The sequence below is a fragment of the Brevibacterium sp. genome (assembly GCF_031179145.1).
Taxonomy (GTDB): domain Bacteria; phylum Actinomycetota; class Actinomycetes; order Actinomycetales; family Brevibacteriaceae; genus Brevibacterium.
On the sequence record NZ_JAPSIB010000001.1, the window covers coordinates 28,614 to 42,294 of the forward strand.

A 13,681-nucleotide genomic window follows, 5' to 3' on the forward strand; every position below is an offset into this window, starting at 1 on the left:
CGCTGAACAAGCGCGTCGCCATGCCGGTGTTCGCCTCCGACATGCTCTCCTCGGTCACGTATGCCCCCGACGAGATCCTCCTCGCGCTGTCGCTGACGTCCCTGCTGGCCGTGAGCGTCGCCCCCTGGGTCGGCGTCGCCGTCGGCGGCGTGATCCTCGTCATCGTCGCTTGCTACCGCCTCAACGTCCGGGCCTACCCCTCCGGCGGCGGCGACTACGAGGTGGCCTCGAAGAACCTCGGTCCCCGCGCCGGTCTGGTCGTGGCCGCGGCTCTCCTTGTCGACTACGTCCTCACTCTGGCCGTGTCGATGACCGTGTTCGCCGCCTACATCACCACCGCCCTGCCCGTCATGGCCCCGTACCGGGTGCCGGTGGCGATCGCCGGCATCCTGCTCATCACCCTGGCGGGTCTGCGCGGGTCGAAGGCGACCCCCGTGCTGCTGGCCATACCGACGTACCTGTTCCTGGCCGCGGTGTTCCTCACCGCCTGCGTGGGACTGGTCCGAGTCGGGACTGGTGACGTCCCGCAGGCGGAGACCGCGGACTACACCATCGCCCACTCGGCCGCCAATGACGAGCTGACACTCGGTCTGGCCACGGTCCTCATCGTGCTGCGCGCGTTCTCCTCGGGATCGGTGGCCCTCGCGGGAGTGCAGACCGTGGCCACGGCGGTGCCGGCCTTCCGCAAACCGCGCGGCAAGAACGCCGGGAACACCCTGCTGCTGTCCGGTCTGCTCGCGGCCCTCATGCTCACGGGGCTGACCTACCTGGCGTCCGTGACGGGCGTGAAGTACGTCGACGATCCTCACCTCCACCTCATCCGACCCGACGGCGTCGCCGTCAGCGCCGAATACGAACAGGAGCCGGTGCTCGCCCAGCTGGCCCACGCCGTCTTCGACACGGCGCCGGTCATGTTCTACCTCGTCGTCCTGGTCGCCGCTCTCGTCCTCCTCGTGGCCGCGAACACCGCGGTGGAGGGATTCCCGGGACTCGCCTCCCGCCTGGCCCGGGACAAGTTCCTGCCCCGGCAGCTCGCGTCCAAGGGCGACCGGCTGACGTTCTCCAACGGCATCCTGCTCCTGGCCGGGGCGGCGATCGTGCTCGTCATCGTCACCCGCGCCTCGGCGACGCTGCTCATCCAGCTCTACCTCGTCGGGGTCTTCGCGAGCTTCGTCGTCGGCCAGGCCGGCATGGTCCTGCACTGGAACAAGCGCCTGCGCCTGGTCATCGAGCACCGGACGCGGCTGCGGATGCACGTCAACCGGGTCATCAACGCCGTCGGCTGCGTCATCGCCGCCGGGGTTCTCCTCGTGGTCATCGTGTCGAAGTTCCTCGCCGGAGCATGGATCGCGGTGGCCGCGATGGCCGCCCTCTACCTGGTGATGGGCGCCATTCACCGGCACTATGCGCGAGTCGCGCAGGAGCTCGCCTCCGTCGCCGAGGTGGACTCCCGCACGATCCCCTCGAACACCCATGCGATCGTCGTCGTCAACGAGATCAACAAACCGACCCTGCGGGCCCTGTCCTATGCGCGGGTGACCCGGTCGACGCAGCTGGAGGCGGTCACCGTCGCCGTCGACGAGGACGCCGCCGAAGCGCTGCAGAAGCAATGGGACGACATGGAGCTGCCGGTCGCGCTGACGGTGCTCGACTCACCGTACCGGGAGCTCGTTCGCCCGCTGCTGGCCCACGTCCAGGCGATCCGCCGTCGTTCCCCCAGGGACCTCGTCATTGTGTACATCCCGCAGTACATCGTGGGACGGTGGTGGGAGCACATCCTCCACAACCAAGTAGCCTTGAAGCTGCGCAATCGTCTGCTGCTCGTCCCCAACGTCGTCGTGGTGTCCGTGCCCTGGCGCCTGCGCTCCTTCTCCCGACAGTTCGACGGAGACGTTCCCGTCGAACCCTTGTACAGATAGGCCTGAGCACATATGAGCGAATCCGACCGCACTGACAGCCACGTTCTGGAGCTGCTCGTCGAGGGCCCCGCCGCGGGAGGATCCTGCGTCGCCCGACATCAGGGTCAGGTCGTGTTCGTCGCCGGCGCGCTGCCGGGGGAGCGGGTGCGCGCACGCATCGTCGACGGCTCGTCGCGGAAGTTTCTGCGCGCCGAGGTGAGCGAGGTGCTCGAGGCCTCCGCGCACCGGGTCCCCGATCGCCGCCTCGACTACCTGCCGGCCGAGGCGCCGGCGCTCGTCGGGGCATCCACGCCCTCCGGGACATCGGCGTCGGCCTCGCCACCGCTCTTCGGGGGCATGGAGTTCGCCCACTCCGATCTCGACTACAGCCGCGAGCTCAAAGCCCAGGTGCTCACCGATCAGCTCTCCCGCATCGGCCACCTCGACGTCCAGCCGACCGTCGCGGCCGCGCCGGGGGAGACGACGGGCCTCGACTGGCGCACCCGGGTGCAGCTGGCCGTCGACGACGACGGCCGGCCCGGGATGCTGGCTCCGCGCAGCCATGAGGTCGTGCCCGTCACCTCGGCGCCCTTGGCCTGTCCTGAGATCGCCGAGGTCGAGGTCAGCGACCTGCGCGTGCCCGGTGCCACTCGTCTCGAGTTCGCCTGGGCGGGCGAGCAGGGAGCCGTCATCGTGCGCGGCGATTGCGGGGCGGGCCCGCTCAGCGAACTCTCCCTGCGCCTGGGGCCGCAGTGGTCGATCCTGGCCGAGACCGGGACCTCGGGCGGCGCTCGGCGATCCCGACGAGCCGGGCGCCGCCCGACTGCTGCAGACGGCCGCGGACGCCGGACGGTCCTCAGCTCGATCCGCGGCACGGACATTCTGCGGCAGACGGTGTACGGGCGCTCCTTCCGCGTCGCCGCCGACGGCTTCTGGCAGGTGCACCGGCAGGCTCCGAGTCTGCTCAGTTCGGTGGTGACCTCTGCCGTTCCGACGGACGCCCGGTCGATCACCGACCTCTACTGCGGAGTCGGCCTGCTGGGGATCGGAGCCGCGGCGACGACCGGCGCCCGCCTCCACGGTGTCGAGAGCGCGAAGACGGCGATCACAGCGGCGAAGGAGAACGCACAGGACCTCGACGCACGTTTCACCGCAGCCCGGGTGGACGAGGTGGAACTGCCTGACTCCGAGGTCATCATCCTCGACCCGCCGAGAGCCGGTGCGGGCAGGGACGTCACAGGCAAGTTGGTCGGCTCGAATGCGACGACGATCATCTACGTCTCCTGTGACTCAGCGACTTTGGCTCGCGACCTGCAGGCCCTGACTGCCGGAGGATTCGCGATCGGGAGTCTGCGCGGCTTCGATCTCTTCCCGCTGACCGCGCACCTCGAGACGGTCACCGTTCTGCATCGCTGAGTGCTGCATCGCTGAGCCGAGCCTGCGGGAGCAGGACGAGGACGATCAGCGCGATGAGGGTCGTGAGGAATCCCCAGAGCGCCCACCAGCCGGGCGACCGACCCTTGCCCTGGGCGACGGACTGACAGAGGACGGCGAAGATAACGCCGACGATCAGGGCGCCGAAGCCGAATCCGGCGCCGAAGGTGAACGGGTCCATGAGGGGCTCCTGAATCAGAAGTGCGGGCGGGGCTCTCGGGAGTGCGGGGCTCTCGGGAGCGCGGGGGAAAGCGTGAGACTGCAGTCAGGGGACGGCTGCGATATTCACCCTAGACATCGCAGGTCGTCTCGACGCTGGGGCTGACCGGAGACCGACCTCGGGAAAACCCGGTACTCCGCCGCCACGCCCGGCCCGTCATGGCAGAACTCAGCCGATCCGCGAACGGATCGGGGGCGCGTTCGCAATGACCCCGTGACGGTGGTCAAGGCCGTCCGAATGCGCTAGAATTTATCTTGATGTCAAGATACTTTTGGAAACAATTGTGTCGCGTAAATCGGAGCGCGGCGCATCGGCCTGCCCGGTTCCAGGTATCGGATGAAACAGGAGAATCACGATGAGCAACGTCGATACGTTCAAGTCGAAGAGCACTCTGACCGTGGGCGATCAGGATTATGAGATCTATCGTCTGGATGCGGTCGCGGGCTCCGAGAAGCTTCCATTCAGCCTCAAGGTGCTGCTCGAGAACCTGCTGCGCACCGAGGACGGCGCCAATATCACCTCGGCGCACATCGAAGCTCTCGGCAGCTGGGATCCCACGGCGGAGCCGAACACGGAGATCCAGTTCACCCCGGCCCGCGTGGTCATGCAGGACTTCACCGGCGTGCCCTGCATCGTCGACCTCGCCACAATGCGTGAGAAGGTCGCCGAACTCGGCGGCGATCCCAACAAGGTCAACCCGCTCGCTCCGGCTGAACTCGTCATCGACCACTCGGTGCAGATCGACTCCTTCGGCAGCGCCGATTCGATCGAGCGCAACATGGACATCGAGTATCAGCGCAACTTCGAGCGCTACCAGTTCCTCCGCTGGGGCCAGACCGCGTTCGACGACTTCAAGGTCGTGCCTCCGGGCATGGGCATCGTCCACCAGGTCAACATCGAGTACCTGGCCCGTGTGGTCATGCAGCGTGAGGTCGACGGCGTGCTCCGCGCCTACCCCGACACCCTGGTCGGAACCGACTCCCACACCACGATGGTCAACGGCCTCGGTGTTCTCGGCTGGGGCGTCGGCGGGATCGAGGCGGAAGCAGCGATGCTCGGCCAGCCTGTTTCGATGCTCATTCCTCGAGTGGTCGGGTTCAAGCTCACCGGGGACATTCCCGCCGGTGTGACCGCGACCGACGTCGTGCTCACCATCACCGACATGCTCCGCCAGCACGGCGTGGTCGGCAAGTTCGTCGAGTTCTACGGTGAGGGCGTGGCCTCGGTGCCGCTGGCCAACCGTGCGACCATCGGCAACATGAGCCCCGAGTTCGGTTCGACCGCCGCGATCTTCCCGATCGACGATGTCACCATCGACTACCTCAAGCTCACCGGACGTTCGCCCGAGCAGATCCAGCTGGTCGAGGACTACGCCAAGACCCAGGGCCTGTGGCACGATCCGAGCAAGGAAGTCGTGTACTCCGAGTACATCGAACTCGACCTGTCCACCGTGGTGCCGTCGATCTCCGGTCCGAAGCGCCCCCAGGACCGCATCTCGCTCACCGATGCCAAGAGCCAGTTCGCCAAGGACATCCACAACTACGCCGCTCCCGGCCAGGAGTCCAAGTCCGCGGCCGTGGCCGCCAGCGACGGACGGAACTTCGAACTGACCAACGGTGCCGTGGCGATCGCTTCGATCACCTCCTGCACCAACACCTCGAACCCCTCGGTGATGATGGCCGCCGGACTCCTGGCACGCAAGGCCCGTGAGCGCGGACTCAACTCCAAGCCCTGGGTCAAGACCTCGATCGCTCCCGGTTCCAAGGTCGTCACCGACTACTACAAGAAGGCCGGCCTCATCGAGGACCTCGAGGCGCTGAACTTCTACGTCGTCGGCTACGGCTGCACCACCTGCATCGGAAACTCCGGCCCGCTCGACCCCGAGATCTCCGAGGCCATTCAGGAGAACGACCTCTCGGTCACCGCAGTCCTGTCCGGCAACCGCAACTTCGAGGGCCGGATCAGCCCCGACGTGAAGATGAACTACCTCGCCTCGCCTCCGCTGGTCATCGCCTACGCCCTGGCCGGGACCATGGACTTCGACTTCGAGAACCAGCCCCTGGGCAAGGACAAGGACGGCGTCGACGTCTACCTCGCCGACCTGTGGCCCTCGGCCGAGGAAGTCCAGTCGATCATCGACTCCTCGATCTCGACGGACATGTTCGACACCGAATACGGCCGGATCTTCGACGGCGACGAGCGCTGGCGGGCGCTGCAGACGCCGGAAGGCTCGATCTTCGAGTGGGACGAGAAGTCGACCTACGTGCGCAAACCGACGTTCTTCGACGGCATGGGCCTCGAGAAGGAGCCGGTCAAGGACATCGAGGGCGCCCGTGTGCTCGCCAAGCTCGGCGATTCGGTGACGACCGACCACATCTCCCCGGCAGGCTCCTTCAAGGCCGACACCCCGGCCGGCAGGTACCTGATCGAGCACGGCGTCGAGCGCAAGGACTTCAACTCCTACGGCTCGCGGCGCGGAAACCACGAAGTGATGATCCGTGGAACCTTCGCCAACATCCGTCTGCAGAACCAGCTGCTCGACGGAGTCCAGGGCGGCTTCACCCGCGACTTCACCCAGCCCGGCGGACCACAGACGACGATCTACGACGCCTCGGTCAACTACCAGCAGGCAGGCACCCCGCTGGTCGTCCTCGGCGGCAAGGAGTACGGCTCGGGCTCGTCGCGTGACTGGGCGGCGAAGGGCACGAAGCTCCTCGGCGTCGGAGCCGTCATCACCGAGAGCTTCGAGCGCATCCACCGCTCGAACCTCATCGGCATGGGCGTTCTGCCCCTGCAGTTCCCCGTCGGCGAGTCCGCGGATTCGCTCGGACTCGACGGCACCGAGACCTTCTCGATCACCGGTGTCACCGAGCTCAACGAGGGCACCGTGCCGGACACCGTCAAGGTCCAGGCGAAGAAGGACGACGGCACGAGCATCGACTTCGACGCCGTGGTGCGCATCGACACCCCGGGCGAGGCCGACTACTACCGCAACGGCGGCATCCTGCAGTACGTGCTGCGTCAGCTGGCCACTGCCTGATCCGACTGACCGCATGATCGGCCGCAGCCTCTGAATCCGCGGCTGTTGCGAAGGCCGGTGGGACCCGCTTCGGTGGGCCCGCCGGCCTTCGCCGTCCCACTCGCTCCGACGCCGCCGGCCGAGCTGCCTGCAATGCGCTGCGAACCGGCCGAGTTGTGTGCAGTTCGCTGCGATCGAAGCAAGCTGTGTGGAGTTTGGTGCGATTTCCGACGTGAGATCGCACCTAAGCGCATACAACTCGCTTCAGATAGGCGGCGTCCTGCGCGATATGACCGGTTGTGGGTCATGACGGCTGTCTGCACTTTGCGTCCGCTGGCTGTCTGGAGTCGAGGTGTGATGCCTCACTCCGGACCCGCGCGGAGAGGGGAGCTGGGAGGACTAAGCGTTAAGATGGGCCGAGTGGAAAATTCAGCACCAATTGTTCATCGCGTGTTCAGGAGCGAGGCCGAATGACATTTCTCGAGTCGATCAACTCGCCGTCCGACCTGCGCGCACTCGATGCGGCCGAATGTGAGGTCCTCGCCAAGGAAATCCGCGACTACCTGGTCACCACGGTCGCGGGCACCGGTGGTCACCTGGGCCCCAACCTCGGCGTCGTCGAACTGACGATGGGACTGCACCGCGTCTTCGAATCTCCGCACGACACCCTCCTCTTCGACGTCGGGCATCAGACCTACGTCCACAAGCTCCTCACCGGTCGCATCGACGACTTCGGCTCCCTGCGCCAGCGGGACGGCCTCTCCGGTTACCCCAGCCGAGAGGAGAGCGAGCACGATGTGATCGAGAACTCCCACGCCTCGGCGTCGCTGTCGTGGGCCGATGGAATCGCCAAGGCTCACCAGCTCAAGGGTGAAACCGACCGCCATGTCGTCGCCGTCATCGGCGACGGAGCCCTGACCGGAGGAATGGCCTGGGAGGCGCTCAACACCATCGCCGCGGACAAGTCGACTCCGCCGCGCAAACTCGTCATCATCGTCAATGACAACGGACGCTCCTACGCGCCCACCGTCGGCGGATTCGCCGACCACCTCGACGAACTGCGGACGACGTCCGGCTACGAGAAGCTCCTGTCCTGGGGCAAGTCGACGCTGCAGCAGTCCGGGGCACCCGGCCGGGCCGCCTACAGCGCGATCCACGGCGTCAAACGCGGTCTCAAGGACATGGTCAGCGCCGAGCAGACAGGAATGTTCGACGAACTCGGCATCAAGTACCTGGGTCCCGTCGACGGCCATGACCTGCCTGCCGTCGAGAAGGCCCTGCAGCGGGCCAAGCACTACGACGGGGGACCTGTCATCGTCCACATGATCACGCAGAAGGGGCAGGGCTACGACCCGGCCGTCAACGACGACGCCGACCAGTTCCACTCGGTCGGAGTCATCGACCCGGTGACGGGGAAGTCGACGCCGTCGAAGCAGGCCTCGTGGACCTCGGTGTTCGGTGACGAGATCCTCGACATCGCGACCGATCGCGAGGACGTCGTCGCCGTCACCGCCGCGATGCTCATGCCGGTGGGGCTCGCGAAATTCGCCGAGGCGTACCCGGAGCGGGTCTTCGACGTCGGCATTGCCGAACAGCACGCCGTCGCCTCGGCGGCAGGACTGTCCTTCGGTGGACTGCATCCCGTCGTCTGCATCTATGCGACGTTCCTCAACCGGGCCTTCGACCAGATCCTGATGGACGTCGCCCTGCACGGGCAGGGCGTGACCTTCGTGCTCGACCGGGCGGGGATCACCGGCCCCGACGGAGCCAGCCACCACGGCATCTGGGACATCGCGATGCTGCGGATCGTCCCAGGGCTCAGGCTCGCAGCCCCTCGTGATGGAGCACGGCTGACCGAGGAGCTGCGCGAAGCGGTCGACGTCTCCGACGCTCCCACCGTCATCCGGTTCCCGAGGGGCAGCGTCGGCACCGATATTCCCGCGCTCCGCCGCCTCTCCGACGGCGTCGACGTCCTGCGGGAGGTGCCTGCCGGCGCCTCCAAGGATGTTCTCATCGTCTCCGTCGGTCCGCTGGCCGCGCGCGCCCATGAGGTTGCAGACCGTTTGGCCCAGCGGGGGATCGCCTCGACGATCGTCGACCCGCGGTGGGTGCTTCCGGTGCCGGGCAGCGTCATCGACTTGGCCAGTGAGCACAGCCTCGTCGCGGTGATCGAGGACGGAGTGAAGATCGGAGGGATCGGCTCCCAGATCCGTCGTGACCTGCGGGCCGCCGATTCCCGCATCGGCGTCGTCGAGCTCGGCGCTCCGGACGAGTTCCTGCCGCAGGGCACGCGCGACGAGATCCTCGAATACGCAGGCCTGGACGTGACGACGATGGTCGAGGAGATCGTGCACATCCTGCCCGCCGACCTCAAGGCTCGCGCTCAGACCCGTACCGCCGTCTGAAGGCCAAGGACCGTCCAAGCGACGGTGTGCACGGCCGCACTGCCGCCTGAGGCTGCGGTCGTTCGAACGTTCACGGCCGACCGGAGCCGGATCGGTCAGCGCAGAACCTGATACCGCAGATGAAGCACTCTGTTGCCCTGGACCACGGCCTCGGGACCAACCAACAGGTGCTGCGCGTCGACCGACCCGAAGTAGCGCCTGCCAGAACCGAAGACTATGGGCACCACGTCCATGCGCACCTCGTCGACCAGGCCCGCAGCCAGCGCCTGACCACCGACGTCGCCGGCGGCGACCTCAACGATGCGGTCGCCGGCCAACTGCTGTGCCTTGACCACGGCTGCCTCGATGCCCTCGACGAAGTGAAACGGCGCTTCCGGATTCCAGCCGCCGGGAGCCGGCCGATGCGTCACGACGACTACGTGGTCGATTCCGCTCGGGGGCTTCCCGTCCCAGCCGTCCGTCAAGTCGAAGACTCGGCGACCCGCTACTGTCGTTCCGATCTGGTCCCAATATGGTCGGGTGCAGTCGTAGGATTCCTGCGACACCTTCAAGAAGCCGCTCGCGTCCAATGGGACGTCCCCGTTGGACAACCAGTCGAACAGCGGTCCAGGCTGGTCGTTCTCGTCCGCAATGAAACCGTCGACCGATACCGACGCGTACATCACCACTTTGCCCATGGGGAGCTCCTCTGTCTGGGATACCCCACTTTAACCATCCGCTAGCGGTCGGTCTTGTAGGAAATCAATCGGCGGGCAGCGGCCAGCCGTCGAGCACGTGACCGGGGTGTTCGCGCAGGAACCGGCGCCTGACTTCGAGGTATCGGCTCGGTGTGAGACCGGTGAAAGCCCGGAGCTCGTGGCTGAAGTGGGACTGGTCGAAGTAGCCCGCGCTGGTGGCGAGGCCACCCCAGTCGATCGGATCGGCAGGGTCGATCGCGAGCATGGAGGCGACGAAGCGGTGGGTGCGGGCCAACCGCTTCGGCGTGACGCCAATGAATTCTTTGAACCTAAGCGCCAGGTGAGTGCTGCTGACACCGGCTGCCTCTCTCAGGTCGCCGACCGGCACCGACCCTCTTGTCACCGCGATGACTTTGCTCGCTTGGCGGACCAGCTCCAGGCCGGGGGCCTCATGCAGCCGCCGTATCAACTCCTCCTCGAGCAGCGTCAGCATCTCGGGCGGGTGCTCTGCCATGACCAGTCGGTCCTGCAGCTCGGCAACTGCGGGACGGCCCCACACCTGTTCCACTGACATCGGACGATCACACAGCTCAGCCGCAGACATCGGTAGGAACGGAGCCAAGCCCCACGGCTTGAAGTGCACACCGATGGAGCGGGACCGCAGTGGGTAGCCGAAGTCCCACGCGTGGGTGGGCATGGTGACGACGCAGCCGTCGGCGTACTCGGTTGTCTCGACGTCAAGGCCGCCGCGGATGCGCAACGGCGGCCCGAGGTTGATGATGAGCAGCGCCGAGGGAGCCGGCGGCAGCGTCAGCATCGGGTACGGCGGCGAACCGTGAAGAAAGTAGAGGTCGTCGATCAGCCCGTCCAACGGTGGTCGCGGCACTCTGGAGACGTACTCCATGCCCATAGCGTAGTCGAGGTCTCGTCGTCGACGAGTGCCGGAAATTCCAGCCGCCGAAAAAGTGCCGGCTGAAGTCGCGGTGGTCACAGTCCATCTCACCGCACTCGGTCGTGGGGCCGGCACCGCCGTCTGAACCGCCTCACTCCTCGGGCAGGGACTCCAGGGCGCGTTCGAGGACCGGGGCGCACAGTTCGATCTGCCACGGCCGCGCACAATGCTCGATGAGGAACTCGACGACGTCGTCGACCGGACGTGAGCCCAGTGCCTTGACCACGGCGGGCTGCAGCAGCACATCGTGGGGGATCTCCATGTCCTCGGCGCGGACGGCGATCGCCGCCTTGAGGGCCGCCATCCGTTCCTTGATCTCCGTGTGGCTGAGCGGGGACCTCAGCCCCGTCGCAGCCTCGTGGCGCCGAGGCAGCTCGTCGTCGGGGAGGCGGGTCGCCTTGCGGAAGGCACGGAAGAGCCGGGCGGACTCGGCCCGGGACAGCTTCGGCCAGATCGCCATGATGTCATCGCTCGAGCGAACCCGGGACACGGACAGCGCGATGAGCTCGCGATCACGCAGGACGCGTGACGGAGCGATGTCGGCTTCTGAAGCCATGGAGTCGCGGACCTGCCAGAGTTCGCGCACCTTGGCGATGTCCTTGCGGGACTTCAGCTTCGACAGCCCCTGCGTCCGCCGCCAGGGTTCGGCATAGTGCTTGGGCGTGAACGTGCGCAGATGGGCGAACTCCTGCCGGGCATACTCCCACTTGCCCGAGTCGATGAGCTCCTGCTCGAGGATGTCGCGCATGGGCAGCAGCACTTCGACGTCGAGAGCGGCATAGTCCAGCCATTCCGCAGGCAGCGGCCGCACCGACCAGTCGGCGGCCGAATGCTCCTTCGCCAACCGCACCCCCAGCGTCCGCTCCGCCACTGCGGCCAAACCGAATTTCTCCCAGCCGAGCAGCCGGGCCGCGAGTTCGGTGTCGAAGATTCCCGCCGGGCGCATTCCGCGCTCCTGCAGGCACGGCAGATCCTGGGTGGCGGAATGGAGGACCCACTCATCGTCGCCGAGTGCCGCATTGAGCGCGGTGAGATCACCGAGCGCCTCGGAATCGAGGAGGAAGGTGCCCGATCCGGTGCGGCGCAGCTGCACGAGGAACGCGCGCTGACCGTATCTGATTCCGGACGCGCGTTCGGCGTCGACGGCGATTGGTCCCGTCCCGGCCGCCAGGCGCTCACAGGCCTGGGCGAAGTCCTCGGGGGTGTCGACGACCGGCGGCGTGCCTTCGGCCGGTGCGGTCAAGAGCGGTGGTTCTTCTATCATCGACGACGCCCGGGCAGGGCTGAAACTCCTTCAGGCAGTGGTGGCAGTCCGGCGACTGTGCACAGCAGATCGATCCACGCCTCGAAGTGATCCCCGATCATCTCGGGCTCCGCGATCACGGGTGTCCAGGAAGCGCGCAGCTCCAAGTCTATCGTGGCCGGGCGGGTGGCCAGGGTGCCGAAGCTCTCCGACAGCACCCGGGTGGTCGTCCCTCCCGCGGCGACGACTTCGCAGTCGTTGGACTCGAGAGCGTCCTCCAGCCAGGTCCAGGCGACGTGGCCGAGCATCGCCTCGTTGCCCAGTTCGTGCTCGAGCTCGGCGCGGATGTAGGAGACCACACGGAACGGACCCTCCCATTCCGCTGGGGAGTCGGGGTCGTAGAGGACGACGATACGACCGGTGGCGAGCTCCTCGATGGCCTCGCCGCTGGCTCGCAGGAACGTCTCGTCCGCGCGCACCTCTGCGCCGAGGGCATAGGAATAGGGGGCCAGTCGCGCCGGTGCCGGGATCTCGGAGATCGACACGTTGGTCGTGTTCCGAGCTTCGCGCAGGACCGAAGTGACGGCGGAGAACTCCGCCGGAATGCGGTTGAGAGGTGAGGTGTTGACCACACTCGCCACGATAGATGACGTGACCCGGCAGAGGAATCATCCACGCCGAGGCGGGAGCGGAGATTTGTCGCGAACGCGGCGATCCAAGACGGAGAATCTTGAAATCGTGACCCGCTGGGCGTCGGTCGCACAGGGATGGAAAGATGGGGGACATGACTTCCACCTTGTTGCCTGCCCTGCGCGGCGAACAGATCGAGCACACGCCGGTCTGGTTCATGCGTCAGGCCGGACGCTCCCTTCCCGAATACCGCGCGCTGCGATCGGGCACCTCGATGCTCGCCGCCTGCCGCGATCCCGAACTCGTCACGGAGATCACGTGTCAGCCCGTGCGCCGGCACGGCGTCGATGCGGCGATCTTCTTCTCCGACATCGTCGTCCCCCTGCAGGCGGCCGGCGTCGACGTGGAGATCGTGGCCGGCAAGGGTCCGGTCATCGCCGAGCCGATCCGCAGCCGCGTCGATGTCGATGCGCTGCCCGAACTCGACCCGGAGCAGATCCCCGACATCGCCGAATCGATCGGGCGCATCACGGCCGAACTCGGCGCCGAGACCCCGCTGATCGGCTTCGCCGGCGCCCCCTTCACCCTGGCCAGCTACCTCATCGAAGGCGGGCCGAGTAAGAACCACGAGAAGACGAAGTCACTGATGATCGCCGAGCCCGAGACCTTCTCGGCGCTGCTTGCCAAGCTCGCGCGGATCTCCACCACCTTCATCGACGTGCAGCTGAGCGCAGGCGCCCGGGCCTTCCAGCTCTTCGACTCCTGGGCCGGCTACCTGTCCCGGCGCGACTACGAGGACCACGTGCTCGAGCACTCGAGCGCCGTCTTCGCCGCACTCGCCGGCCACGACGTGCCGAGCATTCACTTCGGAGTCCAGACCGGTGAGCTCCTGAGCTCGATGTCGCGTGCCGGATCGAGTGCCATGGGCGTCGACTTCCGTGTCGGCCTCGACGATGCGTCCACCCGCGTGCAGCCGCACCAGGCGCTGCAGGGCAACCTCGACCCGGCTCTGCTGTTCGCACCCTGGGAGGCCCTGGCGCCGCGGATCGAGACGATCGTGCGGCAGGGTCTCGACCACGAAGCCGGATTCGTCTTCAACCTCGGCCACGGGGTCCTGCCCGACACCGACCCCGAGGTGCCCGGCCGGATCGTCGCCGAGGTGCACCGGGTGTCCGCCGAGATCCTCGCCGCCCGAGGCTGAGC

General features: G+C 66.9%; 10 protein-coding genes. 5 read left to right on the top strand and 5 right to left on the bottom strand.

Going from position 1 to position 13,681, the window contains the following annotated elements:
- Window positions 1–20: 20 nt before the first annotated feature.
- Window positions 21–1,919 (top strand): APC family permease, encoded by a 1,899-nt coding sequence (locus tag RIT73_RS00135; RefSeq protein ID WP_309130021.1) that lies wholly within the window; start codon window positions 21–23, stop codon window positions 1,917–1,919.
- Between the two features lie 12 nt (window positions 1,920–1,931).
- Window positions 1,932–3,314 carry a TRAM domain-containing protein gene (locus RIT73_RS00140; protein ID WP_309130022.1) on the top strand — a complete coding sequence of 461 codons (1,383 nt, stop codon included), beginning with the start codon at window positions 1,932–1,934 and terminating at the stop codon, window positions 3,312–3,314.
- On the opposite strand, the gene RIT73_RS00145 is transcribed toward RIT73_RS00140, so the two are convergent.
- Window positions 3,295–3,513: a hypothetical protein gene (locus RIT73_RS00145; protein ID WP_309130023.1), complete on the bottom strand. Its 219-nt coding sequence runs from the start codon at window positions 3,511–3,513 to the stop codon at window positions 3,295–3,297. The genes RIT73_RS00140 and RIT73_RS00145 overlap by 20 nt on opposite strands.
- Window positions 3,514–3,907: 394 nt before the next feature.
- On the opposite strand from RIT73_RS00145, the gene acnA reads away from it, so the two are divergent.
- Both acnA and dxs read left to right on the top strand, forming a co-directional pair.
- On the top strand, window positions 3,908–6,592 hold the full coding sequence (gene acnA / locus RIT73_RS00150) for an aconitate hydratase AcnA (protein ID WP_309130024.1): 2,685 nt from the start codon (window positions 3,908–3,910) through the stop codon (window positions 6,590–6,592).
- Between the two features lie 449 nt (window positions 6,593–7,041).
- Window positions 7,042–8,976 carry a 1-deoxy-D-xylulose-5-phosphate synthase gene (dxs, locus tag RIT73_RS00155; RefSeq protein WP_309130025.1) on the top strand — a complete coding sequence of 645 codons (1,935 nt, stop codon included), beginning with the start codon at window positions 7,042–7,044 and terminating at the stop codon, window positions 8,974–8,976.
- A 95-nt stretch (window positions 8,977–9,071) separates the two neighbouring features.
- Here dxs and RIT73_RS00160 read toward each other — a convergent pair whose 3' ends face one another.
- The 4 genes from RIT73_RS00160 to RIT73_RS00175 all read right to left on the bottom strand — a co-directional run bounded on the left by RIT73_RS00160 (window position 9,072) and on the right by RIT73_RS00175 (window position 12,480).
- Window positions 9,072–9,653 carry a dihydrofolate reductase family protein gene (locus RIT73_RS00160; protein ID WP_309130026.1) on the bottom strand — a complete coding sequence of 194 codons (582 nt, stop codon included), beginning with the start codon at window positions 9,651–9,653 and terminating at the stop codon, window positions 9,072–9,074.
- Between the two features lie 64 nt (window positions 9,654–9,717).
- A complete protein-coding gene (locus RIT73_RS00165; protein WP_309130027.1) occupies window positions 9,718–10,557 on the bottom strand; it encodes a helix-turn-helix domain-containing protein in 840 nt (279 codons plus the stop codon).
- Window positions 10,558–10,696: 139 nt separating this feature from the next.
- Window positions 10,697–11,848: an HRDC domain-containing protein gene (locus RIT73_RS00170; RefSeq protein WP_309130028.1), complete on the bottom strand. Its 1,152-nt coding sequence runs from the start codon at window positions 11,846–11,848 to the stop codon at window positions 10,697–10,699.
- A 17-nt stretch (window positions 11,849–11,865) separates the two neighbouring features.
- The gene (locus RIT73_RS00175; RefSeq protein WP_309130029.1) at window positions 11,866–12,480 is read right to left on the bottom strand and encodes a DUF3000 domain-containing protein; all 615 of its coding nucleotides are present in this window, start codon (window positions 12,478–12,480) and stop codon (window positions 11,866–11,868) included.
- A gap of 152 nt (window positions 12,481–12,632) precedes the next feature.
- Here RIT73_RS00175 and hemE point away from each other — a divergent pair, with 152 nt between their 5' ends.
- Window positions 12,633–13,679 (top strand): uroporphyrinogen decarboxylase, encoded by a 1,047-nt coding sequence (hemE, locus tag RIT73_RS00180; protein WP_309130030.1) that lies wholly within the window; start codon window positions 12,633–12,635, stop codon window positions 13,677–13,679.
- The last annotated feature ends 2 nt before the right edge of the window (window positions 13,680–13,681 follow it).

Bases quoted from the DNA above. Each gene is read 5' to 3' on its own strand.
- RIT73_RS00140 (WP_309130022.1), top strand. From the start codon at position 1,932: ATGAGCGAATCCGACCGCACTGACAGCCACGTTCTGGAGCTGCTCGTC.
- acnA (WP_309130024.1), top strand. From the start codon at position 3,908: ATGAGCAACGTCGATACGTTCAAGTCGAAGAGCACTCTGACCGTGGGC.
- RIT73_RS00160 (WP_309130026.1), bottom strand. From the start codon at position 9,653: ATGGGCAAAGTGGTGATGTACGCGTCGGTATCGGTCGACGGTTTCATT.
- hemE (WP_309130030.1), top strand. From the start codon at position 12,633: ATGACTTCCACCTTGTTGCCTGCCCTGCGCGGCGAACAGATCGAGCAC.
- dxs (WP_309130025.1), top strand. From the start codon at position 7,042: ATGACATTTCTCGAGTCGATCAACTCGCCGTCCGACCTGCGCGCACTC.
- RIT73_RS00165 (WP_309130027.1), bottom strand. From the start codon at position 10,557: ATGGAGTACGTCTCCAGAGTGCCGCGACCACCGTTGGACGGGCTGATC.
- RIT73_RS00135 (WP_309130021.1), top strand. From the start codon at position 21: ATGCCGGTGTTCGCCTCCGACATGCTCTCCTCGGTCACGTATGCCCCC.
- RIT73_RS00145 (WP_309130023.1), bottom strand. From the start codon at position 3,513: ATGGACCCGTTCACCTTCGGCGCCGGATTCGGCTTCGGCGCCCTGATC.